Source organism: Pseudoalteromonas luteoviolacea (assembly GCF_021654285.1).
GTDB classification, from domain to species: Bacteria; Pseudomonadota; Gammaproteobacteria; order Enterobacterales; family Alteromonadaceae; genus Pseudoalteromonas; species Pseudoalteromonas luteoviolacea_J.
Genome location: NZ_JAKFZS010000001.1, coordinates 45073 through 71696 on the forward strand (window position 1 = coordinate 45073; position 26624 = coordinate 71696).

Annotated in this window: 20 protein-coding genes and 8 tRNA genes; 11 read left to right on the forward strand and 17 right to left on the reverse strand. The window is 40.8% G+C overall.

Features of this window, described 5'->3' with window-relative positions:
* Positions 1 to 312 precede the first annotated feature (312 nt).
* The 3 genes from L1077_RS00195 to L1077_RS00205 all read left to right on the forward strand — a co-directional run bounded on the left by L1077_RS00195 (position 313) and on the right by L1077_RS00205 (position 5355).
* Positions 313 to 3870, forward strand: coding sequence for an ATP-binding protein (locus L1077_RS00195; protein ID WP_237135086.1), 3558 nt, complete (start codon positions 313 to 315; stop codon positions 3868 to 3870).
* 157 nt (positions 3871 to 4027) lie between these two features.
* On the forward strand, positions 4028 to 4792 hold the full coding sequence (locus L1077_RS00200) for a hypothetical protein (RefSeq protein WP_237135087.1): 765 nt from the start codon (positions 4028 to 4030) through the stop codon (positions 4790 to 4792).
* A complete protein-coding gene (locus tag L1077_RS00205; RefSeq protein WP_237135088.1) occupies positions 4789 to 5355 on the forward strand; it encodes a hypothetical protein in 567 nt (188 codons plus the stop codon). The genes L1077_RS00200 and L1077_RS00205 overlap by 4 nt, the downstream gene beginning before the upstream one ends.
* Before the next feature lie 245 nt (positions 5356 to 5600).
* Here L1077_RS00205 and L1077_RS00210 read toward each other — a convergent pair.
* From L1077_RS00210 to L1077_RS00265, 12 genes are all read right to left on the reverse strand, one after another.
* Positions 5601 to 5687, reverse strand: a tRNA-Leu gene (locus L1077_RS00210).
* A gap of 37 nt (positions 5688 to 5724) precedes the next feature.
* A tRNA-Cys gene (locus tag L1077_RS00215) sits at positions 5725 to 5798 on the reverse strand.
* Positions 5799 to 5813: 15 nt separating this feature from the next.
* Positions 5814 to 5889 (reverse strand) — tRNA-Gly (locus L1077_RS00220).
* Between the two features lie 18 nt (positions 5890 to 5907).
* Positions 5908 to 5994: transfer RNA gene (locus L1077_RS00225), tRNA-Leu, on the reverse strand.
* Between the two features lie 35 nt (positions 5995 to 6029).
* Positions 6030 to 6105, reverse strand: a tRNA-Gly gene (locus tag L1077_RS00230).
* A gap of 8 nt (positions 6106 to 6113) precedes the next feature.
* Positions 6114 to 6200 (reverse strand) — tRNA-Leu (locus L1077_RS00235).
* 37 nt (positions 6201 to 6237) lie between these two features.
* A tRNA-Cys gene (locus L1077_RS00240) sits at positions 6238 to 6311 on the reverse strand.
* Between the two features lie 20 nt (positions 6312 to 6331).
* Positions 6332 to 6407, reverse strand: a tRNA-Gly gene (locus tag L1077_RS00245).
* A gap of 174 nt (positions 6408 to 6581) precedes the next feature.
* Complete coding sequence (gene pgsA / locus L1077_RS00250; protein WP_237135089.1) at positions 6582 to 7127, reverse strand: CDP-diacylglycerol--glycerol-3-phosphate 3-phosphatidyltransferase; 546 nt, start codon at positions 7125 to 7127, stop codon at positions 6582 to 6584.
* Positions 7128 to 7169: 42 nt separating this feature from the next.
* Positions 7170 to 8993, reverse strand: coding sequence for an excinuclease ABC subunit UvrC (gene uvrC, locus L1077_RS00255; RefSeq protein ID WP_237135090.1), 1824 nt, complete (start codon positions 8991 to 8993; stop codon positions 7170 to 7172).
* Between the two features lie 14 nt (positions 8994 to 9007).
* A complete protein-coding gene (gene uvrY, locus L1077_RS00260) occupies positions 9008 to 9658 on the reverse strand; it encodes a UvrY/SirA/GacA family response regulator transcription factor (RefSeq protein ID WP_023398753.1) in 651 nt (216 codons plus the stop codon).
* A gap of 139 nt (positions 9659 to 9797) precedes the next feature.
* Positions 9798 to 10946 (reverse strand): dicarboxylate/amino acid:cation symporter, encoded by a 1149-nt coding sequence (locus L1077_RS00265; RefSeq protein WP_237135091.1) that lies wholly within the window; start codon positions 10944 to 10946, stop codon positions 9798 to 9800.
* 198 nt (positions 10947 to 11144) lie between these two features.
* Between L1077_RS00265 and L1077_RS00270 the strand changes: the two genes are divergently transcribed.
* The 3 genes from L1077_RS00270 (at position 11145) to L1077_RS00280 (ending at position 15765) form a co-directional block, all read left to right on the forward strand.
* On the forward strand, positions 11145 to 13445 hold the full coding sequence (locus tag L1077_RS00270; protein ID WP_237135092.1) for a carbohydrate binding family 9 domain-containing protein: 2301 nt from the start codon (positions 11145 to 11147) through the stop codon (positions 13443 to 13445).
* A gap of 177 nt (positions 13446 to 13622) precedes the next feature.
* Positions 13623 to 14591 (forward strand): cysteine synthase A, encoded by a 969-nt coding sequence (gene cysK, locus L1077_RS00275; protein WP_237135093.1) that lies wholly within the window; start codon positions 13623 to 13625, stop codon positions 14589 to 14591.
* A gap of 283 nt (positions 14592 to 14874) precedes the next feature.
* On the forward strand, positions 14875 to 15765 hold the full coding sequence (locus L1077_RS00280; RefSeq protein ID WP_237135260.1) for a substrate-binding periplasmic protein: 891 nt from the start codon (positions 14875 to 14877) through the stop codon (positions 15763 to 15765).
* 67 nt (positions 15766 to 15832) lie between these two features.
* Here the strand turns inward: L1077_RS00280 and queE are convergent, their stop codons facing one another.
* A complete protein-coding gene (gene queE, locus L1077_RS00285; protein WP_237135094.1) occupies positions 15833 to 16498 on the reverse strand; it encodes a 7-carboxy-7-deazaguanine synthase QueE in 666 nt (221 codons plus the stop codon).
* Between the two features lie 146 nt (positions 16499 to 16644).
* On the opposite strand from queE, the gene queC reads away from it, so the two are divergent.
* The gene (gene queC / locus L1077_RS00290; protein ID WP_237135095.1) at positions 16645 to 17301 is read left to right on the forward strand and encodes a 7-cyano-7-deazaguanine synthase QueC; all 657 of its coding nucleotides are present in this window, start codon (positions 16645 to 16647) and stop codon (positions 17299 to 17301) included.
* 167 nt (positions 17302 to 17468) lie between these two features.
* Complete coding sequence (locus tag L1077_RS00295; RefSeq protein WP_063360638.1) at positions 17469 to 17699, forward strand: hypothetical protein; 231 nt, start codon at positions 17469 to 17471, stop codon at positions 17697 to 17699.
* Positions 17700 to 17739: 40 nt separating this feature from the next.
* Here L1077_RS00295 and L1077_RS00300 read toward each other — a convergent pair whose 3' ends face one another.
* Positions 17740 to 18909: an acyltransferase family protein gene (locus tag L1077_RS00300; RefSeq protein ID WP_237135096.1), complete on the reverse strand. Its 1170-nt coding sequence runs from the start codon at positions 18907 to 18909 to the stop codon at positions 17740 to 17742.
* Between the two features lie 117 nt (positions 18910 to 19026).
* Here L1077_RS00300 and L1077_RS00305 point away from each other — a divergent pair, with 117 nt between their 5' ends.
* From L1077_RS00305 to L1077_RS00315, 3 genes are all read left to right on the forward strand, one after another.
* Positions 19027 to 19866, forward strand: coding sequence for a LytTR family transcriptional regulator DNA-binding domain-containing protein (locus tag L1077_RS00305; protein WP_237135097.1), 840 nt, complete (start codon positions 19027 to 19029; stop codon positions 19864 to 19866).
* Between the two features lie 271 nt (positions 19867 to 20137).
* Positions 20138 to 22657 carry a TonB-dependent receptor plug domain-containing protein gene (locus tag L1077_RS00310; RefSeq protein ID WP_237135098.1) on the forward strand — a complete coding sequence of 840 codons (2520 nt, stop codon included), beginning with the start codon at positions 20138 to 20140 and terminating at the stop codon, positions 22655 to 22657.
* Between the two features lie 217 nt (positions 22658 to 22874).
* Complete coding sequence (locus tag L1077_RS00315) at positions 22875 to 23057, forward strand: hypothetical protein (protein ID WP_237135099.1); 183 nt, start codon at positions 22875 to 22877, stop codon at positions 23055 to 23057.
* A gap of 75 nt (positions 23058 to 23132) precedes the next feature.
* Here the strand turns inward: L1077_RS00315 and L1077_RS00320 are convergent, their stop codons facing one another.
* The 3 genes from L1077_RS00320 to L1077_RS00330 all read right to left on the reverse strand — a co-directional run bounded on the left by L1077_RS00320 (position 23133) and on the right by L1077_RS00330 (position 26542).
* Positions 23133 to 23360 carry a hypothetical protein gene (locus L1077_RS00320; protein ID WP_237135100.1) on the reverse strand — a complete coding sequence of 76 codons (228 nt, stop codon included), beginning with the start codon at positions 23358 to 23360 and terminating at the stop codon, positions 23133 to 23135.
* Between the two features lie 116 nt (positions 23361 to 23476).
* The gene (locus L1077_RS00325; RefSeq protein ID WP_237135101.1) at positions 23477 to 24274 is read right to left on the reverse strand and encodes a hypothetical protein; all 798 of its coding nucleotides are present in this window, start codon (positions 24272 to 24274) and stop codon (positions 23477 to 23479) included.
* A 294-nt stretch (positions 24275 to 24568) separates the two neighbouring features.
* Positions 24569 to 26542 (reverse strand): UvrD-helicase domain-containing protein, encoded by a 1974-nt coding sequence (locus L1077_RS00330; protein WP_237135102.1) that lies wholly within the window; start codon positions 26540 to 26542, stop codon positions 24569 to 24571.
* Positions 26543 to 26624 lie beyond the last annotated feature (82 nt).

Genomic DNA, 26624 nt, shown 5'->3' on the forward strand with positions numbered 1-26624 from the left:
GTAGATTTATTAAAAAATTCATAGTAGGCAAGTTAGAGTAACAGATAGGATATTAACTTTTTCGAATAAGTCGAGAATGATATGCTAAAAAGTTTCATAAAAGTGAATAATATTCACTGGACCAGTACCTTTTTCTGGTGTATTAGTTTTTTTATCGTATTTGTTATTTTTTACACCAATTACACGTTTTAATAGACAGCAAGACTCACAATGCATGACATTTATGTACTTGCCTTGCGCAATGGGTTAAAAATAATATTTAAAAGCAGTGATGATCGTGAGACAGACGATTTACCAATAAGAGCAAAAAAAATGCACATTCTTTTATCTGATAAGCGCTACACATATAGTCCCAAATTCAGATTTATAAAACCTAAAGATCGCCAAAAGGTAAAAGTAAAATTTGCCAATGACTTAATACTTGCACTCGGCTACAAATTCAAAGAGCAACGCAACTATTTTGAAATGGCAGCTGAAGCTGCTTTTATGTCTCTCAACCCATTGGATAGGCAACAAAACCAGTTCTTTATTGAATTAGATTTGGTCACTAGCAACCAGCAAACAGTAAACTTGCAAGAAGATAGTACCAGTGTTGGATTAGGATATGCACTCAGTTGCGCACTTGCATATCGCGCTCATATACAAAAAACAGCCGAATTTACTAGCACCTGTTTCTCAACTGGAGAAGTCTCACCTAGCGGAAACGTCCATGCGATTGGCCATATAAACAACAAAATTGAAGGTGCGCTATATGCAATGACATACCGCCATAGTGGGCCGTTCATTATTTTCTATCCCCGTGCCAATCATGATGAGATCGATGAGAAACTCATCCATGACGTCGAGTTACTAGGTGGGCAATTATCGCCTGTGGAGCACATAAATGAGGCGCTGCAACTATTACTTGGTGAAGAGTATGATGGCACACAACAATCAGGCTCATTAACATTTAAAGGCTTAAGAAGCTTCGACCCCCATGATGCCTATTACTTTTTTGGTCGCGATAAGCTCACGTCGGATCTGTTGGCACTATTCAACGACAAGCCGTCACTTATCAAAGTACATGGTGTTTCTGGAAGCGGAAAATCAAGCTTAATTAAAGCAGGGCTATTGCCTGCGATCGCCCAACAAGGCGAAAATGTAAAGTGGCATATCGGGTTACCTAAAGATTTTGATAGCAGCGCATCGTTATTAAAACACTTTATTTGCTCCAATGAAGCTGGGTTTGAAGCAGTGCTAAAGGCCATGTCGGTCAGCTTAGAGCAGTTTGTTGAAGAGTTACTAAAGTTAAATACAACATTCCTAGATGAGCTAGCGCTTCATCTTACAGCTCATAAAACAACCTATTTTTGGTACATTGACCAATTCGAAGAGATTTTTGAGATTGAGCCAGATAATCGACTGCTACAAAGTTTGGCAAAACTGTCTGAATATACTCCCATATCTGTAATAGTCAGCATACGAAGTGAATACTTACATAACACAGATATGATAGGAAGAGACTTCTATGTGCCCCATAGTCTAACGGCCGAAGACTGGCTTAAAATTATAAATAATCAAGCTATCGCTCTGGGGATTACACTAGAAGAAGGGCTTGCTCAAACAATTCAAACAGAGGCATTAAAGCTGTCTCATGCTCTGCCTGCTGTAGAGTACTTGCTTGCACAGATGCATGCACTCGCAATTGACAGCGACCAACCAAAAACACTCACGTTCAGCCAATATAATCAACTTAATAAATTGACAGGCGTCATCTACAGGCAAGCTGAATATATTTTAGGCCAATTTGAGCCACTCACTGAACAGTTTTTTGAGCTGTTTATTGGCGTGAATATCAATGGTACTTGCTATTCAAAACATGTTGACTTTATTGCCCTTGAACAAGAAAACCCGCAGTTACTGGAACTTGTCAATGCGCTTATCGAGAAACAACTCGTTATCCGCCACCAAGCTCATAAACTGCCCCCTTATGTAAAATTGACTCACGATTGCCTAATTTCGATCGCTGAGGAACGTACACTTGATCAACAAATTTGGCCACGTTTTTTCATCTGGTTAAGTGCCAGAAAAGAGTACCTTCAGTGGTTTCATGGGATTGAAGCTAAATATAAGCAGTGGAAAAACTTTTCAACACAACCTGAAGAACAAAATAACTTCACTTTAGGTAAGCATGAGCTACAAGATGGCATAAAGTACCTTAGTCAGCCAGGCACTATCAGCCTACAATCGACAAAGAACTATATTCTTTCATCTCAAAGCTTTTATCAAACAGCGTTAGAACAGCAGAATAAGACGCAAAAAAGGCGTCTTCTGACAACCAGTGTGCTATTTTTATGTGCGTTAGGCACTGCTACTTTTGCATATCACCAAAAACAACTTGTGATTTCAGAACAAGAAAAAACAGCACAAGCGCTATCTCACCTTAAAGACAATGTACTGCTTAATGTAGATGCAATTGAACCAATATTGGCACAATACTTACCCACATTCCAACGCAAATACCTCAATAACCACATTACAAAGCTCGTTTCTAGTGTCGACAGCATACCGCTAGATGACACCGATAAGTTGAGGCTTTTGCTAATAAAGGTAAGGGTTTTAAGGCAAGATGACTCAACTCATATTGATGAAATACAAGACATACTTACAGCATTAGAAAGTAAGATTACGAAAGTTGGAAATGTTGATCCAAAAGGCTTGCAGCTGGCCATTTCGTTCAACTATGAGTTTGGTAGTTTATTGATAAAACAAGGGAGAAATGAAGAAGCTAAAACCTATTTAGCACGTGCATTAGCGCAGGTGAAAAATTTACCTTCAGATCCAACATCAGCGCTGATAGAAGCGAAACTTGTTTCCCAAATTGCTTTTATGGCACTTTGGGAAGGAGATCTAAATCTAGCTGCCACTAAATACAATGAAGCACTGCAATTACTCGACACTCAAGTGCCTTCAGACAGTCTTGAATCAGCCTATAATGTAGTAAGAGTAAATACGTATAGAAACCTAGCGAAAACAGCGCCTTCTGAACAGCAGGCCAGTGACTTTTTACTGCGAGCTAAGACGGCCCTAGAAAAGCAATTGATCACAGATCCAAACCATTTAATCTCCCAATACAATTTACTTAGAATCTATATTAACTTAGCTGAAAACAGTAGCAACAAAGTGGAAGCCGATAGGTTCTATAATCACGCTGATGAATTAGTGAAGCTCTATTCAATTAAAGATCCCGATAATATCCATATACAGGTCGCTCAATTGCTCTTGGCAAGTAGACTGGGTAGTAGCAAATTAACACAAGGCTACTTAGTCGAAGCCCAAACACACTTTTTAGAAGGTTTGGATATAACAAGAAAACTACGTATATTGAATGACAGCAACATAGATTGGCAAGGGCATAGTATAGAGTTATACATGGCCTATGCAGACTACCTTACCCAAACTAATCAAACTGAACAAAGTGCACAGTATTATGAAAAAGCACTCGAATCAGCTAAACAACTACATGATCAAGATACGCAGAACCTTGACTTCATAAGTCTTTTACAAGGTGCTTACTCAAAGATGGCGATCCACTTATATAACCAAGGCGAGAAGAAGTCTGCGCAATCACACCTTGAACAGGCCAAAGCATACGCATTGCACCTAACTGAAACGACACCAGACAACCAAGGCTATCAAGTTAGCTACCGTAAAAAACTATTTAATCTTGGTTATATTGCATCAGAAATCGGTGAAATTGACAGCGCCTGCGATTATTTTTTATCTGGGAAGACTCTTTCGGACAAATTCCTGCAGTCTCATACCAGTATTCAATGGCAAAAAGCAAAAAATAAATTTGAACACTATATAGAATTACTTAAGTGTAACTAAAATGGCAACAATCCTTGATAACATCCATTAGGAATAAAAACAATATGCTGAAACTTATAGAGAAGTTGTTATATCGCAAGCAGTTTTCAGGCTATTCCTATTAATGTAAAAGAAACGAATGATATAAGGGATACAGCAACAATCAAAGGGGGTATGGATGTGGTTTGATAACAAACAAGCCGTACAAGAAGCATATAAGTTTATAAAGTTTTTGCTTCGAAAAAAAGCGATTACTGATCATAGGATCGACACTGAAGCACTTATTCAAGAGACATTGTTAAAAGTGATAAAAGCGACTAAGCAAGAGGATAACGATAGCTCTTGTAGTAACAACGATAAACAAAAACTCAATACTCAAAAAGATTTTAACCATGTTTTAAAAGCTTATACATATCGCGCATTTGAAAGCGTCTATTTAGATATGGGCAGTAATGTCACATACCGTAGAAAGTCCGCTTCAGAGCAAGCTAAAGCGCCTGAGGAAGGACGTTCAGTGCAAATTGTTCACCTCTACGAAAGCAATAATAACGCAGATGGTTCAAGCAGTAATATTTATGAATTGATGCCAAGTGATCAGCCTTCCCCTGATCAAGTCGCTAAAATGGATAAAAATGCACGGTTATTTATCAATCTTTTATTGGAAACGATCGCACAGGAAGAAGACAAGAAAAAGCAAGCACTGTTTTATGACTTTTTTTCACTGTCTTTTAGACAAAATGCACTTACTCAAAAGCAACTGGGTGAGCGTCATGGCTTCAAAGGCAATGCCGCCATCACCTATATTTCAAGGTTTGTTAGTAAACTATCAAAACGAGTCGAAGAGTCTGGTTTAAGCCTAGAAATAGGCAACAGTCCGCAAGTGGACTTCGACATATACTTTCTCACTCACAGCAATAAAATAAATGAGACGATATCGGTATGAATAAGGTTAAGATCACAGACAAGGTATTAGAGTCGCTTGAAGATCACCTCATTGCAAAATCAATTACGGAGTATGAGCATGAAGAAGACCATGCCCTCACCCCTCAAGAGATCGCAATTATTGAGCGGATCTATAGTCAACAAAAGTCAACAGAGCAAACTTTTAAAGCATTGAACTTTGAAGTACCGTTACTGGCTGCAAGCTCTGAATTAAAGGCCTCAGATAAGCCATGGTGGGATTTTGACACCATCATCAACGATACCTTCCAACTGGCTGTCTTTAGTTCATATGAGCAGGAGCTAAGTGAAAATGTCGACTTTGAATTAAACCCTTTAAAAGGCAAAGAACGTGAATTTAATGACTACTTTGATACCTTTAGAGGAACCAAACAAGGCATTCGAATTTATTGGGCTAAGAACAGTAGGCAAGTCGTCATGGAGGGAGAACTTGTGCACTCATACGAAGGGGATTGTGTCAGTGGTCATGGAAAAATCATATCGAGCGAATACTTCGGTTCCGGACATTTCAAGCTGATGCTAGAGTTTTTCTCATTACCTAACTAAAAGGGACTGTTGGGTAACAATTTTAAATTATGCTGACTCAATTATAATTTAACAAATGATTTCTATTGGCTGTGAATTAACAAATCAACGGGTTATACCCGTTGATTATTCACGTATTTATACCGCACAATTTAGCCGCACAAAACCTAACTGTTAAACAGCAACACTGGGAATACTGATACTTAAGTTGCGTTAGATAAGTCACGTCTAGAAAATAAAACAGAAAAATATGCTTGAATAATAAATGGTGCCCGGGGCCGGACTTGAACCGGCACGCTGTTACCAGCGAGGGATTTTAAATCCCTTGTGTCTACCAATTCCACCACCCGGGCATCGGATGTCTACGCATGTAGAATTTGTGGAAGTAAATGGAGGCGGAACCCGGAGTCGAACCGAGGTAGACGGATTTGCAATCCGCTGCATGGCCACTCTGCCATTCCGCCAAACTCTTTAAGAGTTGGAGCGAGTAACGAGGTTCGAACTCGTGACCTCGACCTTGGCAAGGTCGCGCTCTACCAGCTGAGCTATACTCGCATATTCACTTATAAAAAGTGGTGCCCGGGGCCGGACTTGAACCGGCACGCTGTTACCAGCGAGGGATTTTAAATCCCTTGTGTCTACCAATTCCACCACCCGGGCATCGGGTTTTGCAAAAGCCAACCTTAAAATAAAGTTGGAGCGAGTAACGAGGTTCGAACTCGTGACCTCGACCTTGGCAAGGTCGCGCTCTACCAGCTGAGCTATACTCGCACAATAAATGGTGCCCGGGGCCGGACTTGAACCGGCACGCTGTTACCAGCGAGGGATTTTAAATCCCTTGTGTCTACCAATTCCACCACCCGGGCATCGGGCTGCTTTCGCATGTGGATTACATTGAGAAGATGGAGGCGGAACCCGGAGTCGAACCGAGGTAGACGGATTTGCAATCCGCTGCATGGCCACTCTGCCATTCCGCCGTCAATTCAGCATCAAAAATTGGAGCGAGTAACGAGGTTCGAACTCGTGACCTCGACCTTGGCAAGGTCGCGCTCTACCAGCTGAGCTATACTCGCAACATAAACACAAAGCAACATAAACTGCCTTGGTTACATTTCGTTTTGATGACTGTTGTCTCTCAACACGGACGCATTCTACAGAACTTCCTGATTGCGTCAATATAAAAAATGAATGTTTTTAACTGTTTGCTTATTTTTTATCTAAACCGACCTATAATTGCTCAATATCAATTAAGATTTGAGCAATTCACCTTTAGCAGCAATCAAATATTGCATCATAGAGACTATCGTTAATATGGTTGCTGTTGCCAACAACATATAACTGAGCATCAACATCCAAGATGAAAACTGCCAAATTAAGCCAATAATCGCTAGCATCTGGGCTGCCGTTTTAAACTTACCTAGCGAAGACACAGCCACACTAGCTCTTTTCCCAATACCAGCCATCCACTCACGAAGCGCGGATATAACGATTTCACGACTAATGATCACAACTGCGGCAAATGTGATCCATACATTTTGATAATGAGCGGCAATCATAACTAGTGCAACACTGACCATCACTTTATCAGCAACTGGATCTAAAAATGCCCCAAATGGTGTGGACTGATTTAATTTACGTGCCAGGTAACCATCTAAGATATCCGTGACAGACGCAAGCCAAAAAATAAATGCAGCTGCAAAGAATGCCCATGAATACGGCAAGTAAAAAACCACAGCGAACACTGGGATGAGAAACAACCTAAATGTTGTTAACGCGTTTGGAATATTCCACATAACTACTTAAAGAAATCTTTTTCTATATGTTCGCATGAAGTATCAAGCTTTGTCATGCAAATGGTTAAATATCTTTTCAGCCAACTGCGGACTGATCCCAGGCACTTGCCCTAATTGTTGTATATTTGCAGATTTTACGCCCTGTAACCCTCCTAAATACTTCAATAATGCCTGACGGCGCTTATTACCCACTCCACCTATTTCTTCTAACACAGACTGCGTACGCTGTTTTTGCCTTTTATTACGATGTCCGGCAATGGCAAAGCGATGCGACTCATCTCTAATATGCTGTATTAAGTGCAGAGCGGGAGAGTCACTGTCTAAATTAATTGTCTTACGGCCAGCATCAAACAATAATGTTTCCAGTCCAGGTTTGCGACTAGTGCCTTTAGCAACACCAATCAGCATCGGCATCTTTTCCAAGTGCCAGCACTCAAAAAATGCCTCGGCCCTAGCCAATTGACCTTTACCTCCATCAATAAAGATAATATCAGGTACTTTGGATTCATCTGTGACTTTCGAATAACGCTTATTCAATGCAAAGTCCATTGCAGCATAGTCATCTCCAGGCGTAATACCTGTGACATTATAGCGGCGATACTCTCTTGTATTGGGGCCTTGTGCATCAAATACAACACAAGAGGCAACGGTATTTTCTCCCATCGTATGGCTGATATCAAAACACTCCATGCGATTAATATCAGCTAACCCCACCGCTTCTTTCAATAACGCGTATCGTTTGCTAACGGCATCTTGAGTGCTTTGTTTAACCATAATGCTATTCATGGCATTTTTGGTGGCTAATGCCAAGTAATTTGCCCGTTCGGCCCTTACATTGGTTCGTACATGCACTTTACGCTGTGCAAGTTCCGTCAGCGCCTCTGTGATCGCTTTTTGCTCAGGTAACTCAAATGGCAACACAATGTCATTTGCAATTCGTGCATTAGAACCGTTAGACACGTAATACTGTCCAACAAATGAAGTTATGATTTCTTCCTCAGTAGAATCCTTTGGTACCTTCGGAAAATACGTTTTACTGCCTAATATTTTATGGTCACGGATCATCAACATATGGACTGCAGATAACCCATTTCGCTGCGCAAAGCCGACCACATCCATTTCAGCAAAATTACCAGCAACAGACTGCTGCTCCTGCATTTGTCTTAGCAGCGCTATTTGGTCTCGATACTTAGCAGCCGCCTCAAAATTGAGGGTCGTGCTCGCACTTTCCATTTTGCTCACCAAAGATTCTATAACTAGATGAGACTTACCACTTAAAAACTGCCTGACTAACTCAACTTGCTCGGCGTATTCGCCCTGCGACACTTTATCAACGCACGGCGCTGAGCAACGCTTTAATTGATACTGCAAGCACGGCCTGCTTCTTGCGCGATAGTAAGCGTCTTCACATTGACGAACAGGAAATATTTTCTGCATTAAACGCAAGCTTTCTGATACAGCAGCGCTACTTGGGAAAGGACCGAAATACTCACCTTTCTGTTTTCGTGCCCCCCGATGAAACGCAATACGTGGATGCTTATGATCGGTTAGCAGAATATAGGGATACGACTTATCGTCGCGAAGTAAAATATTATACCTAGGCTGGTATTTCTTTATTAAATTGTTTTCGAGTAGTAACGCTTCAGTTTCAGTATTCGTCAGCGTCACTTCAATATCAGCAATGTTACTCACTAATACACGTGTTTTACTATCTGGGATATTTACACGAAAGTAACTGCTTACTCGCTTTTTTAAATTTTTAGCCTTACCAACATAAATCACCTGGTGTTCTTTATCATACATACGATAAACACCAGGTTCAGTAGACAATGTTTTTAAGAATGATTTGTGGTCAAAATCTGCCATTCAAATGAATTTGATTATCGAGAACTATCAATATCAATCATTTTATGACGAATTGCTAAATGAGTCAGCTCTACATCACCACTGACGTCCAATTTTTCAAACATTCTATAACGGTAACTATTCACAGTTTTGGAGCTTAAGTTTAATCGCTCGGCAATATCTTGTGCTTTCTCACCTTTTGTGATCATTAACATGATTTGCAGTTCTCGATCAGACAACGACTGAAACGGGTTTTCATCTACTTTCCCACTGAACTGCGCCAATGCGATTTGCTGTGCTATCTCTGGGGCGATGTAACGCTGACCTGAGTTGACGGAGCGGATCGCATTGATCATTTCATCTGGGCCTGCACTTTTTGTTAAATAACCATGTGCGCCGATTTGCATTACTTTGCTTGGGAATGGATCTTCACAGTGCACAGTGAGCACTATTACCTTCACATCAGGGCAATAACGACAGATTTTTTTAGTCGCTTCTAAACCACCAATCCCCGGCATATTCATGTCCATTAATACGATATCAGGTTCATTCTGGCGGCAAAAAGTAACCGCTTCTTCCCCAGTTTTAGCCTCTCCGACCACCTTGAAACCGCGCACATCATCTAAGATACGCTTAATTCCAGTCCTTACAAGTTCATGATCATCAACTAAAAGTACGTTAATCAATGGAACATCCTCACGCTAGCCCTTGGTAAAAAATCTATTCGATATGCTTTGCGAGATTAACATATAATTTCACAAAGCATAATCTGTTACATTAAGCCAACCTATTAATATACGACTATATTACTAGATTTAATCTTGGCTACTCTGATTTTTCAGAGAATCGGTTCACCCACAATGCAATCACGCCATCACCCGTTACGTTACAGGCGGTACCGAAACTATCTTGCGCAAGATAAAGTGCAATCATTAATGCTATCGCACTTTCATCAAAACCAAGCATCGACGTTAACAAACCCAGTGCAGACATGACGGCTCCACCTGGTGCGCCAGGTGCCGCAATCATAACAACCCCAAGCATAAATATGAACGGTAGCATTTCCAGTAGTGATGGAATAGCCATCGTTGGTGATAAAAACATCACTGCCATAGCACATGTCACAATTGTTATCGTTGAACCGGATAAATGAATTGTAGCACATAAAGGAACGGAAAAGTTTGCAACTTCTTCCGAAACACCATTTGCCTTACTTGCTCTCAACGAAACCGGGATCGTTGCAGCACTGGACATAGTACCAATCGCTGTGAAATAAGCTGGCAACATATTTTTGACCAATTCCAACGGACTTCGCTTTAGCATGAGCCCAGTAACAATGAATAATATTGTAAGCCATAACCAGTGCATACCGACCGCTGCCACTAATACCACACCGAATGTACTGAGTGTATCAACAACCGTGCCAGCAACTGCCATTTCAGCAAATACACCCGCAATATAGAACGGTAGTGCCGGAATAATCACTTTAGCCAATAAAGCATCAATCACATCACGGCCTTGGTCGACCACACTTTTCAATTGATTTAAGTTCAACTGGCTAATGCCAATACCAAAAATAAACGCAGCTGCCAATGCAGTCATTACACTCATAAGTGGTGGAATTTCTAGCTGAATATATCCTTTGAGCTCAGCGCCTTTAGTCGCTTCATAGACGATGCTACCCTCAAAGAAACCAGTGGCAAATAATACAAGTAACACAGCAAGCGTGCCGGCTATTACCGTAGAACTATATGCAAATCCAACCGTCTTACCTAAAAGATGTCCAGATGTTTTAGGTAAACCGGCAATACCAGAAGCGATAAAAAATAGGATAATCAGAGGGATTGTAAAGCTAATTAGCTGGCCTATTATTACTTTTGCTGTATATAGCAGCTCAGTCAGACCCAAAGGCAAGTACAAACCTGCCAAGATACCGCCTAGGATACCGGCGATGAGTTTTATTATTAGAGACATAGTTTGCCCGATCTACATTTAAACCAAACCCCTTTTTACCAGCTTTTACCTCATAGGTATACAAATTCGATACTTTAAGTTCAGTGTGTTCACTTGATTTCACCTGATATTAACGCTGTTCAACGAGAATGAATTGTTGCTTTTATACTATTATTATTAAATTAACACCCTAAAGTTTCTGCGAAAAAATCACCTATCATGTTCAGAAGTACCACCCTAACATGCGCTTTACTGTTGTCATTTAATATTGCAGCAGCACCACAAGCCATTGAAATCCCGTTTATTGCGCAAGCAGCTTCTATTGATGGCAAAATCGATGAATCTGTTTGGCAATCAGCAAAAGAAATTACAATAAACAATGTCACTTGGCCTCATGACAACACACCAAGCCCAGTATCAACAACAGCATATGTATATGAAAATGGCGAAGCACTCTATATCGCCTTTATTGCCAAAGATGCAAAGCCGGAAGAAATTAGAGCCCATTACAGAGATAGAGATAAAATTTGGAACGACGATTTAGTTGGTATAAAAATAGACTCTTTAAATACTAGCCAAAATGCTTATCAGTTTTTTATTAATCCACTTGGCGTGCAGATGGACTCAATTGAAAATGAGCTAACCAAAAACGATAACGCGTCATGGCATGGTATCTGGTCAAGTAAAGGGGAAATTACAGAAGATGGTTATCGCGTAGAGGTCAAGATCCCGCTTAGAGTGCTCAACTTCAATGATTCACCGGGCAGTAAAAAAATGGCGATGGAGTTTTTACGCTTTTTACCGAGGAGTGAGCGCCTGAGAATTTCCAATATGCAGCTAGATCACAATAATAGCTGTTGGATATGCCAAATGCCTACGGTAAGCGGGTTTGCGTCTGCCAAGCAAAGTAGCAACCTCACTATTACACCTGCGCTCGCTGTCACACACGCTCAAACTCGCGATATTGATGGTGCAAGTGTCCCAGACTTTGAAAGTGAAACAAGTTACGACCCAGGTTTAGATGTAAAATGGGCAGTCACCCCCGACACCACGTTAAATTTAACGCTCAACCCAGACTTTTCCCAGGTCGAAGCAGATACAGGGCAACTGAGCGTTAATAATAGTTTTAGTTTATTCTTCCCAGAAAAACGTGCGTTTTTCTTAGAAAACAGTGACTATTTCTCGTCTCATCTCAACTTAGTCCATACACGTAACGTATCTGCACCAGACTATGGTGTAAAGGCGACTAGTAGCCAAAGCGGACATACGTTTGCTGGGTTTATTGCTAATGATGATGCGACACATGTGTTAATCCCAGGCAACCTTGGCTCAAGCATCGTGTCTCTTGAGCAAAAGAGTGAAAACGCTGCTTTTAGATATCGCTATGATAAGGGAGATGGACTCTCTGTCGGTGCCACCAGCACATTAAGACAAAGTGAAGACTACCATAATCACCTTATAAGTATTGACGCAAAATACCGCCCTACCAAACACGATACAATTAAACTGCAGGCCATCGGCACTGACACGCAATATGACCAACACTTTATAAATGAGTTATGTGATGGCGACCCAATCGAGTCATGTGATATTGACGAAAGTATTTTGCGTGTCCAAAACCAAGATGAGCAAAGAGGTACTGGTTATTACGCCAGCTATGAACACAATCGTAAACACTGGCGAGCATTTGGCTCCTACCGCAACTACGACAGCGCAATGCGCGCTGACTTAGGCTTTGTTTCTCAAGTCGACTTTAATAAATTCGTGACTGGATTTGAATATCGCTGGTATGGAGACGAGGGTAATTGGTGGAACCGAGCAAATTGGTATAGTGATTGGGATATCACGCATAATGTAGATGGCGAACTGTTAGAAAAAGAAGTGCAGTCTAATTTCAAAGTGCAAGGTCCACTGCAAAGTACCATTCAATTTGGTTTTGACCACAGGAAACGTACTGGCCAGCGCCATGACGAATCACTGCTCAATATCGATGGTAATACCGATATGTTTACTGAAAACTTTCAGTGGATGTATTTGGAAATGAAGCCCAAAGCGGGTGTATTTGCAGGCCTGACACTTAACACAGGCAATAAGTTAGATATTGCGAATAATCGGTTAGGTCAGCGATATATTGTCAAACCTACACTCGATTTCAATTTAGGCCGTCATTTTGAAGTTAAGCTGCGCCACACTTACGAGCGATTAGAGCATGAAGGCGACGATGTCTACACAGCGAATTTATCAGATGCAAGATTTACTTATCAATTTGGCATCAATAGTTATGTGAGATTAGCCTTGATCAATCTAGATATAGAGCGCAATCAACAAAAGTATATCGACGATGTTGATAGCCAATACAAAAAGCTAAGCACGCAATTATTGTATGCCTACAAGCTCAATCCAGAAACCGTACTCTTTGTTGGCTACTCTGATAGCAGCTACAAAGATGATGACCTGAGTAATATCACCAAAGACAGTAAAACCTTCTTTGCCAAATTCAGCTATGCGTGGCTACGTTAAATTGCCAAACTCTTAATTCCTCATGGTAATTAAGAGTTTGTTTTTTATTCATTATAGCTATAAGCTTTTTTAATATATCTTATAGCCATTCTTTACTTCTTGTTTTGTTATATGACCAGTAAAGTGTGGCTATATTAAATATTACGAATAGTCCTAAGCTCATTTCAAGGGAACATTATGTCAAAAGTATTTTCAGATAACAGCCTAGCAATAGGCCAAACACCAATCGTTAAACTTAACCGTGTTACTGGTGGTAACGTGTACGCAAAAGTTGAGTCACGCAACCCAAGCTTCAGCGTTAAGTGCCGTATCGGCGCTTCTATGATTTGGGAAGCTGAAAAACAAGGTTTACTTGGTGAAGGTAAAGAACTAATTGAGCCGACTTCTGGCAACACAGGTATTGCGCTGGCTTTTGTTGCTGCATCTCGCGGTTACAAACTTACATTAACTATGCCAAATACGATGAGCCTTGAGCGTCGTAAGCTATTAAAAGCATTAGGCGCAAATTTAGTACTGACTGAAGGTGCTAAAGGCATGAAAGGCGCAATCGAAAAAGCGAACGAAATTTTAGCAAGCGATCCTGAGAAGTACGTACTTTTACAACAGTTTGAAAACCCAGCTAACCCGAAAATCCACTTCGAAACAACAGGTCCTGAAATCTTCGATGCACTAGAAGGCAATATCGATTATTTCGTAGCAGGTGTTGGTACTGGTGGTACTATTTCAGGTGTGAGCCGTTATCTAAAAACTGAAAAAGGTCTTGATGTTAAATCAATCGCTGTTGAGCCAAGTGACTCTCCAGTAATTTCTCAAACACTTGCTGGCGAAGAAGTAAAACCAGGTCCTCACAAGATCCAAGGTATCGGTGCAGGCTTTATCCCAGGTAACCTAGATTTAGAGTTAATTGATGGCGCAGAGCTAGTATCTAATGAAGATGCAATCGCGATGGCACACCAATTAATGAAAGACGAAGGTATTCTAGTAGGTATTTCTTCTGGTGCCGCTGTGGTTGCTGCAAAACGTATTGCAGAAAGACCTGAAAATGCTGACAAAAACATCGTCGTCATTCTACCAAGTGCGACTGAACGTTATTTATCTAGCCCAATGTTTGCTGACGAATTCAGCGAGCAAGAGCTTGTTCAGTAAGTCACTGATAAATCTCAAGGCCAGCAACTCGCTGGCCTTTTAATCTGATTACATTCTCTTTCACCTTTCTCAAGATCCTGACTAGACTAAGTAAATAAACAATACACCTGTCATCACAGCTAATCGTTGTCTATGTTTTTACTGTGAAAATTAAAACACTTATATCAATGGCGTCATGAAATCTGTTTATATTATGCAGTTGTCGACTTATCGCCTAATCGGCACTGATATGTAGAACAGAAAAAGTAGTATTTAAATAGGATTTAGTCACATGAAGTTTGTAATGAGCCTAATTTTTGGCTTTTCTATTCTGTTTTCAGCACTTGTGAATGCAAATTTACAAGTCGGCTTTTTCAAATCTGGGCAATATCAAATGATTGCTGGTGAGTCATATAAAAATGGCTATTTATTTAGTAAAACCCCAAGCAAAGAGCAGCTTCATCTCGTTACCCTAGACTGGCCGCCCTATATCGGCGATCAATTATGCAATAAAGGCTGGGTGTTTCAGTTTACTATCGCGTTGCTGGTTGATCAAGGTTACCCAGTTTATGTCGAGTTTTTACCATGGGCCAGAGCGGTCAAGGCTGTAGAGTCTGGCCAAGCTGATATTTTGTTCCCCGAATATTTCATCGAAGATGCTTCCCCCTCTGATAATTTTCCAAATAAGACCAGAAGAGAGCTACTGGCATTATCGAATGCATACCCAGGTGGAGAAATTGGTTTTATTAAGCGCCGTGGCGAGCGCGACAAGTTTAAAGGAAATCTCAATGATCTAAAAGGCACTACCATAGGTGTGGTACGAGGTTATCAAAATACACCTGAGTTTGACGCTATGATGGACAATGGTGAATTTGTGATAGTCAAAGCCGTGGATGACTTGCAACTGGTTAAGCTATTGGTAGGCAAGCGGGTTGATCTGATCATTGGGGACCCAAAAGTGTTGCGCTTTACTGTAAGTTACTCAAACCTTTCTAAATCAGAAAAGGTCACCCTGCTACGTGCACTTGAAGATGTTGAGCCTGCACTGCGCTATAACAACCTATTCTTTGCCCTGAGCAAAAAGAAAGACGATTGGCGCAAAGTGCTCAACGATATTAATAAAGGCTTATATATTTTTAATAACAGCGGAGAAACGGAACGAATAATCGAGATGGGAAGCTCTGAATGCTATTAAGCAAAAAAGCGGTATATCACCGCTTTTAAATACACTCTGAGCACCAGCTTTGTCCGATGTATGGTCGTTAGTTGATCCCGATATACTTGTGCACTTGAATTGATAAGCGCCAGTTTTTCTTAACACACGTGTCTATGGCCAATTTAGTTGCTTTGGCCTTTTGACTTATCGGCTGCAAGTAAATCAGTTTAGGCCTTACCCCTGTTTGCTCAAACAAAGTTTCTAGCTCATCAATGTGCTTTTGCATCGCGACTGGGTGCTTTATCTCATCTGCTCTTTGCATCGCGGAAGTCAGTACGTCATATCCGCCACGCATATTAATCTTTGGCGACACGGTTACCCAAGTTTCTTTCGGTACCAAAACCTCAAACGTACCACTGGTCTCAACCTGTGTGGTGTATCCTGCGTCATGCAGTGAATTACACAGTTCATGCAAGTCGTACATGCAAGGCTCTCCGCCGGTGATCACGATATGCTTTGCAGTATAGCCACGCGCTTCAAATTGAGTAATTATCTCCTGTGGTGTGGCATTCGCCCACCACTCTGAGTCTGCTTTTTTCTCAACCGTTTTCTCCAAGCTCACCAGATACGTTGGATTCACATCCCAGGTTTGCTTTGTGTCACACCAAGCACATCCTACAGGACAACCTTGTAAGCGAACAAAAATAGAAGGGGTGCCCGTAAAGCTTGCTTCACCTTGGATGGTTTCAAAAACTTCATTAATCTTGTACAAAACAGCTCCAAACTACTCAATATATTTTGCGAAAATAACCTGCTAAAATTGTCATTTTTTCAGCGGCCGTGTAGTATATCGCGCCCTGAAGCAAACCTCTATTAAAATCGAGGCAAAACCTGAGGCATTTATCCGAGGTATCTCTTATGAGCGAAAAAGTCGTTGTTATCTATTCTGGTGGCATGGATTCTTACACCGTGCTAAACAAAGCCCTCCAAGAGGGTCATGAAGTCTATGCGCTGTCTTTCAATTACGGACAACGACATGTCAAAGAGTTAGAAGTCGCTAAAAATGTCTGTGACAGTTTAAACGTAGCACATAAAATTGTTGATATATCTGCAATCAACCAGCTTCTTGCAGGATCATCGCTAACCGATGACATCGAAGTGCCTGAGGGCCACTACGAAGAAGAAAGTATGAAGAGCACAATAGTGCCAAATCGTAATATGATCTTACTGTCTCTGGCTGTGGGCTATGCGGTGTCTTTAAAGGCCAATAAAGTTTTTTATGGTGCTCACTCTGGTGATCACGCTATCTATCCAGATTGTAGACCTGAATTTGTCAAAAAGATGGATGATGTATGCCGTATTGCTAACTACGATGAAGTAGAAATCGTCTGCCCATATTTAAACAATACTAAAATCGATATCTTAACCGATGGCTTAAACATGGGATTAGACTACAGCCATACATGGACCTGTTATAATGGTCGTGAAAAGGCGTGTGGTAAATGTGGCGCATGCCAAGAACGCTTAGAAGCATTTGAACTCAATAACGCCACAGATCCACTCTCTTACGAGTAAAGCATACTGACTTTGCTATACCCTAAATACGCGGGGTATAGCAAAGCTCACCCATTCCCCTTAATTCAATCTTTCACTTTCTCTTACATTTAATCTGACACTTGTCACTATACTCAACACAAATATCGGCTATGATTAAGACAATTCAAGTTAAGGAGATTGGGCTTATGTCTGGTACAACTATGGTGTTTTTAATCGTACTTGTCAGTGTCGGCTTTGGCGTGATAAGCGATCTATATGGCAAGTACTTACAAGCTAAAAAACAAAGCGGGATTAATAAACAAGAAAGCGATCAGCTCAAAACTGAGCTCGCACATTTAAAAGACCGTGTTGCAGTCCTTGAGAGGATCGTAACGGACGAGGGCTACCAAGTAGATAAAAAAATCAAAAGCCTGTGAATTTACATATCGCCAGCAATGTCGCTGGCGATATGTAAATCTAATTGGATAGGCTCGGCAAACCAAAAAGTATTTTAACTGGACCGGAGCGCTTTATTATTTCATATCCCACATAGCACCCCATCACAGTGAATAAAACAATCAATATTCCTTCCCCAATGATTGATATACCATAGGGCTTAAGCCAAGCAGCAGCAATCATAATCAGCGTTTGATGTAGTATATACCAAGGCAAAATAGCCCCAGTTGCATACGCCAGCTTATTACTAGGCTTATCCAAATACCTTGCACCATAGCCAATCAACATCAATATCCATGCCCAGTGATTGATACTGAGTATCACCCCATACAAGCTTTTTACCCATATGCTCGTATCGAAGAGCTGCGCGAGTCCATATAAAACCCCGTGTTTATCCATAATAATAAAGCTATACCCCAATAAGGCGAGTATCAATAAGATGTGACGATGCGCAATCACGCTCGCTTTAAACCGTGGCAATAACGCAAAGCAATATCCAGAAAAGAAGACGAAAAAATACTTGCCATGATTATACCAGTCATCAATCAATGCATGTGTAGAAGGGTACTTAGCTCGCAAACAGAACCAGACACAAAAAATAAAGCTGACCACAAGCACAAATGCAAATGCTGGCGATAATCGCGTCAGACATGAATGAAAGAAATGGTGAACGGGAAGCAGTTTAAAGATCAGCAACAAACAGACGCAATATGTCCACAAATAAGCTAAAAACCAAAGGTGATTCCAAGTTAATAACCCGATGATAGATTGATATTCAGGTAACAGCACCGTATTAGGGTTGATATAAGAGAACCAAAATTCAATGAATGTCATATCTATCAGCCCCTTGCCAGACGCTTCTAGATACAATTGCGGCGCAACCACGATATACATGGAAAATATCAGCGGTATAAACAAGCGGATAAATTTCGCCTTAAACAAAGTCCATGTCGACATCTTCCGTTCGCAGTAAGCAAAGACAATGCCCGAAATAAAAAACAGTAAAGACATACGCCAAGGGTTAGTTAACAACATCAAATCTTGTAATAGCACAGAAGTGTTCGCACTTTTAATATGAAACGCCCACCCTTCTACATAGTACATCCCGACATGATATAAAATAAGTATTGCAAACGCCCACACTCTTACCCAGTCTAGATACCACTGCCGAGAAAAGTTCGACTCAATCATATTTCCTCCGATTACATTAAGCTGTTTATATGTTTAAATAACGACCCAAGTAAATCACCTAGCTTATTGAAATGCATAGATATAGTGATGAGCGGTGGAAATTAGGGATAAGTTGAGATGTGGATAACAAAAATCATAAAGCAACATACAACTTGGTGTGGCTACGCTGCCATTGTGCTCTACGTTTTGATGAATAACACCATCAATGCGTTTTCAAATTGGACAGAGCACAATAGGAGTGGAACAGCAACAATCCAGCTCTGGGAACCCTTTGTATGGCACTATTCGAGCGCCCTATCATTATTCTTGTTACTGCCAGCATTATTTATTTTTTTTAAGCGACTTCCGCCTCGTGCAAATGGGCTGTTGAAGCAGCTCATTGCTCACATCAGTATCTCTTTTTTATTTTCGCTGTGTCATGTGCTGCTTATGGTCTTATGCCGACATGGCGTATACATATTGCTTGGAAGAGACTATGACTTTGGAAATTACTTCAATGAATTTATTTACGAGTACCGTAAGGATGTACTTACTTACATCAGTATTTTTGTCTGCTACCACTGTGCAAAGTGGATAATTAGCACGCAACTCAACGCGCTTGAACAGCGAGAAGTCACCGCGCCAATCACGCAATTTGTCGTTAAAAAACAAGGTAGCGAATACCAAGTCAAAGTAGCCGATATTCAGTGGTATGAAGCATGTGGTAACTACGTTAATTTACATAGCCGAGGCCGAGTTTACCCATTGAGACACACACTAAACCGCCTATGCGCTGAATTAGAACATAGTCATGTGACGCGTGTTCATCGCAGTTTTGCTATCAATGACCAAGCCATAAAGTCAGTGCGCTATACATCTAGTGGCGATGGCGTGATCACCTTAATTTCAGGGGATGAAATTAATTTATCAAGGCGATATAAAGAAGACTTTAGAAAAATATACAAAGCATCTCTGTAGAGAAAATAATACGGTATTCCAAATATCAACAACATTACAAATGTTAAAATTAACCAAGCAACACACAAAATCATTTAATTTTATTAATTATTTGAAACCAAGTGGTAGCACTATCTTTCTAATTAAATAGCCAAAAGTTAGAAGTTATAAAGTATAACAAAAATGAATTTAACGACGCATAAATTACTCTTTAGTATCCCCTCCTCTATAAAAAATTAGTCTCATTCATTGAGCTTCTAAGAATACCGAAATCAACTCGCTAGGATATACAATGTTAAAACCAAGCTTCTTGGCAGCGTCAGTCAGCCTGATATTAGCTTCTGCACCTGCTTTCACATTTAAGGCACACGCATCATCAAGCCAGTCTCCTGAGCTAAAGCCAGAAGTCATCGAAGTCACGGGTACCAGACGAAGCTTACGCAGCATAGCTGAAAGCACGGTACCTGTAGATATCATCAGCTTAGATGAAATTAACAGCTCTGGTCAGCTTGAGTTAAGCCAAGTATTGACCACCCTAATTCCTAGTTTTAACTTCCCTAATTCACAACTAGCTGATGGTACAGATCATGCCCGCCCAGCTGTTTTAAGAGGGTTAGCACCAGATCATACCCTCGTACTGGTTAATGGTAAACGTCGTCACTCAAGTGCCCTTTTGAATCTAAATGGTACCGTCGGCCGTGGCTCCTCTGCTGTCGATTTAAATATGATCCCAACTGCGGCGATTAAAAGAATTGAAGTACTGAGAGATGGCGCAGCAGCACAATATGGCTCAGATGCCATTGCTGGTGTCATTAATATAGTCTTAAAAGATGCTGACGAAGGCGGTTCACTCAACTTTACCTATGGTAAATATGACACTCAAATGGCTGGGGCAAAACAGTTAGAGCGCGTATATCAAGGTGATGATGGCGACCTAGCATTTGATCTTGGTGAAGATCGCCGCATCAGCGACGGTAATACAGGCACCTTAAGTGGCAATATCGGCCTACCTCTTGGTGAGAATGGATTTGTCCATTTAAGTGCTGAGATGCGTAACAAAGCGCCTTCTAATCGCTCTGGATTTGACCCACGAGCACAATATGCCAAAGACGATGCGGGTAGCTTTGACCCAAGAGAATTTGATGCCGAGCGATATAACCACAGGTTTGGTAAGGCGGATATAGAAGATGTCGCTTTCTTTTACAACGCAGGATATGACCTAAGCGATACATTATCCCTATACTCTTTTGGTAGCTACTCGGAGCGTGAAGGTAATTCTGGTGGCTTCTTCCGTCGCCCACAAGATGGCAGAAACGTCGTTGAAATATACCCTAATGGATTTTTACCACAGATCACCACGCAAGTAGACGACTTTGCAGTTGCAGCGGGTATCACATCCCATACCGCAGGTTGGGACTTGGATAGCAGTATTAACTACGGCCGTAACCAATTTAGCTTTGGTGTCACCAATAGCTTAAATACATCAATGGGTGCGCAAAGCCCAACAGACTTTGACAATGGTGACTTAGTCTATGATCAATTGACGCTGAACTTTGATGCTAAAAACAGTATTGATTTAGGTTTATATGAGGAAGTATTTATCACTGTCGGTGCTGAATATCGTAATGAATCATATCAAATTAAAGCCGGTGAAGAGGCCTCTTACCTCACTGTTTTAGATGCGCAAGGTATCCCTGTTGCCGCAGGTGGCGCACAAGTTATGGCGGGCTTTTCACCAGCCAGTGCGGTCGATGAATCTCGTCACAACATTGCTTTATTCACAGAGCTGGATACCTATTTAACGGCTAAATGGAACCTTGTTGTTGCAGCACGCTTTGAAGATTATAGCGATTTTGGCTCTACATTGACTGGTAAACTTGCCACGCGTTATGAGTTTAATGACGCCTTATCATTTAGAGGTGCGATTAGCACAGGGTTTAGAGCCCCATCACTTGCGCAATCAACATATAAGTCAGTCAGTACTGTGTTCGAAAATGGCATACCTAATGAAGTGGGCCTATTTCCAGTAGACACACCAGCGGCACAAGCACTGGGTGCAAAAACACTCGATGCAGAAGAGTCAATCAATATAACTGCTGGTTTTATTTATACTCATGATGCTTTCAGCTTTACTGTCGATGCATATCGAATTGATATTGACGACCGCATCGTATTATCAGAGAACTTAAGTGGTGATGCTGTTGAGGACATTTTGAAAAGTGCGGGTGAGCATAATGTGCAGCGTGTAAGATACTTCACCAATGCCATTGACTCTCGCACACAAGGTGTTGATATTGTAGCAACTTATAGCTTTGACTTAAGCGCTTTAGGTGAGCTGAGCTTAAGTGCGGCTTTGAATCTTAATGATACAGAAGTGACGCATGTCAAAGACAACCCTGCTGAGCTTGCTGCACTGGGCGATGAGTACCAGTATTTCGCTCGCAGAGAAATTGCACGCTTCGAAGATGGTACGCCAAAAGATAAGCTCAATCTCGTAGCCACGTGGCAATACCAAGATTGGACAGCTATATTAAAAGCAACACGTTATGGTGAAACCACAGATTCATCAAGCACGATAGAAAAAGATGAAGTGCTAGATGCAAAATGGATAACTGATTTAGAAGTCGCTTATCAAATGACCCAGCAATGGCGTGTTGCTATTGGCGCGAATAACTTATTTGACCAATACCCGCAAGATACTGTTGGCAACATTGGTTTTAGTAACTTCAACCAAATCTTCCCATATTCAGCGTTTTCTGCGTACAACACAGATGGTCGATTTGTATACGCAAAAGCATCATTTAATTTTTAATGTGTTTTTGTCGCCAGTATCACCTGCTGGCGACAACCCCTATTACTCCCGTCTACTGTTCCAAACCTTCCCGCGCGTGTTTTGTCTAAAAATCATACTTGATTTCGTTGTAACAAATATGCTATCAAAATATTGGGGTAAGTATTTACCAATGGGAGTTCGCATTATATCCCGCGATAAACCCTAAAATAATTTAAATGAATAGAAGGAAGCTAGTATGAACTTAAAATTAAATAAAAAACGTATTAAAAAACTCAGCTCAGACATTAATACACTGCCAAATGCTGCAACACCTCAAATAGGTGGAGGTACTATCCAACCAACTGACATCTGTAATTCAAATGGTGTTTGCTGGACCCAAAGAGGTCCAGGCAGACCCTGTGAAATCTTTCCTGAATAAAAGCGCACTTTAGCTGTATACTGAATAAGTGCGCAGTGCAAAATCAAAAAACCGCGATTATCGCGGTTTTATCAATTACCAGTAATGAATCATTTGATGCCTGTAGTTCATAAATTTATTTCGATATTTACATGAGCCGATGGCTTTATATTCAACACCATAAAACCCTGGCGCGCTGTGCGTTCTAGTTACCTGCCAACTACAATTATCAGTAAAGCTTGGGTCATTGGAAGTCCAAGCCAGCGCTTGACCTGAAGCGACTAATAATCCTGCCAATACAGTGCTTTTTAATACCTTATACATGTTTTCTCCTTAAGATGAATGTTGGTTATAAGTAATATGGTTATATCTATAGCTGATAAATTTACTTGAATATAAATACCAGCTCATTGGCTCTTACCTATCATTTTCTAATGTCGTTATTTCGAACTAGACAAGTTAAATCCCTTCATAGTTCTTGCTATATAAACAGTAAAATGATCTGAATCGGGGTCTCGTTCAATCATCACAGGCAACGCGCCGCGCCCTTGAGACTGCATATCCAAGACTGAATTTAAATCTTCAGATAATGCATGTATCTCATCATCGCTTTGCAAAAATACTTTTGTTGCACACTGATTACTGCGACATTCGGTATTCTCAAATGGGTAAATACTTAACGTATCCTCATTGAACAACTCACCATATTCTTGCTCTTGTAATTGAGCCCATTGATGGTCTACCGGCTCATCAGAAAAACGCTCAGCTGCACTGGCTAGCTTGCCATTTTGATTTTGTAAGGCTTGCATATATAGCTCAAAGTCCTTTATTGCTAGTTCTGCCTCCAACTGCGTTATTGTCACCTGCTCTGGCGCATCCGAACTTAGGGTCATCTGCTGATAAGGATGTTGATTTTCTACATCTATTAAATTGGTTGGCGTGAAAACATCTACGGTGTCCACAACGGCTGTAAACTCTTCCGAGGCTTTTTTATCAGTGTCTAAAATATGCTCGTCGATAGAGTTATTGAGAACATGACCATAAGGAAGCTCATTTGGAGGTACGGGGCTAACCCTGTCGCTTTTAATCGAAAAGTCGGCAAGGTATAAACCTAATAATAGAGCTAACACATATTTGATAGAAATTTTTGCCTCTAATAAAGCTGCGACTGTCTTCATTGTTATGTAATTAAATGTATTATCTAGTTCACTTTTACCGTCTGCGAGTTCAAAAAACAACCAACTAGCTTGCGTTTGTTAGAATAATATTGAAATTAGCTTGATATCGCATTGTTCAACTATGCTAAAGCTGTCTGTTACAGCTTAATGATTGCATTTCGCTTTAATTTTAATCACACAAGTATTTAAATTGAATTCAGTGAAATAACTTGTCTCGACCGAGAGATTATTTGAAGCGTGTTTTACCTCAGTAAGCTCAGAAGTAAAGGGCCTGACTTCTGAAGTTAAACTTGATATAGGCTAACCTAGACCCTATAAATTTAGCCATTTTATATTTTAAATGAAGAGATAAGATTAGGGTTCCAACTCTTTAATAAAAGTGCTCGGTTCACTAGGGGACATGATATAAGCTTGGCGTTTTGCACGGGTTAAAGCCACATAAAACAAGCGACGCTCTTCAGCATTTGGGTAGGCCTCAAGGGGGGGAAGAAATGCATCAATAATTCGGTCGTTTTGGCGCAATGCTGGCACAGAGTTTTTATCTAATCCTGTTAGAATTGTAAAGTCAGCTTCTTTGCCCTTTGCCGCATGAAATGTCATGGCAGTAATATCCAGTTGCATATACTGATCATTTAACAGCATTAACTCTTCTTTAGAAGGAAGCTGCTTATGGTAACGCGCAAGGATCATCACTGATGTATGCCCTGAATTGCGCGTTGCTATTTGCTTGATCACAGAGGTGTAAGCATTCACCGACATTTCTGGCGTGATCACAATAGAAGGCGCATCGGGCACGCTCTGCGCGCGGACTTGTTTGACAATTTGCTGCGGATTTTGGCACACAAAATGACTGGCCAAATCGAGCAAATCTTGACCATACCGGAACGTTTTATCCAGTTGCATGACTGTAGAGGCACCAAAATGATGCGTAAAATTTGTCGTAAGCCCAAGATCTGCACCATTGAAACGATAAATCGACTGCCAATCGTCTCCCACGGCAAATAAATAGCTGCGTGTATGCTGTGCTAACAATTCCTTGACCAATTCAGCCCTGACTAAAGATATATCCTGAAATTCATCGACCAATATATGCAACCAAGGACTCTTGAAACGTCCCTCTTTGACATATTTGGTTGCACGATTAATCATGTCATCATAATCAATCGTCTGTTCATTATTAAGATACAGTTGATATTCCGTGATAACAGGGCGAAATACACTGAGCAGATCTTCAAATTCTGTTTCTAAATTTTGTAAACTGCCAAGGCTAGAAGCCTGTTTATACAAACTTATAAGATCACTAAACTGCTTAACCAATCGCGCCACAGCACTTGCAGAAAAATCCAGTTCTCTCTCCTGTGGGTTATATCCAAAATGCACCATCAATAATTGCAGTAATCGTTGCTTGTAAGCGCCGTCTTGGCAAAGAGACACCAATGCATCGTGGATAAATTGCTGCTTCTTTTTATCGTGATGACACAACGAAGACAGAGTCGGCGGCTTCCCTTCCACTTGACCTAAAATATACGTCCCTAGACTGTGAAAAGTGCGGCAAGTGGCATCAAAATTAGCATTTTTAAGCCTATGTTGCATTTCATCTGCAGCCTCTTTGCCATAAGCAAGCATTAAAATTTGCTCGCTGTTTGCCAGTTTTGCGTTCAGTAAATAACCCACTTTTGCGATCATCACACTGGTTTTTCCCGTGCCAGCGCCCGCGAGCAACAATTGCCTCTCATCAACAACCACACACGCTCTGCGCTGTGCTATGGTCAATGGCTTGGAAGCAACTGAATCAAAGTAGGCTTCATAATCATGCAGCTGCTTTTTAATATAGGCTTCTCTAAACTCATCGATATCTTGCTGCTGCCATGTGTGTACTTCTTCTAAAGTGAAGCGAGTTTGAGCGAGATGCCTTTCAAAACGTTTGTCTAGCGACCAATTCAACCAATAACCCGCCAACTCTGAGGTCATTTTTTGCGCTGTAAGCAATAAGCTGTGAGACAGATAACGTTTTTCCAATAACGACTCAAGTTTAGCGATACTTTGCGTCAACTTATTAACGTGAGAGCTTAACCAGAGTTTTTGCAATTCAAATTGTGCTGCCTCTAAATCACATCCTTGGATCCGTACTTTAAAACTAGACTCTGGCGTAAAAACCTGAATTTTAGGTGTAATTTTACCGTTTAAAATAACTGGAGGCTGAGATTGAATTTGCCAAGTGTACAGTTTTTTTACCGATTTAGTCTCAATCACGATGCCTTTAGTCGAAATTGACATGGCACTGATCCCATCCATGAGTCGCGATAATGTATGAACTGTAAACTGCATTAAATCTACTGAAGAAACTGAATATAAGTCAGAGTTTAGGGGAATCTAAGAGGACTGTCATTGATTATTCAATGCCATTGAA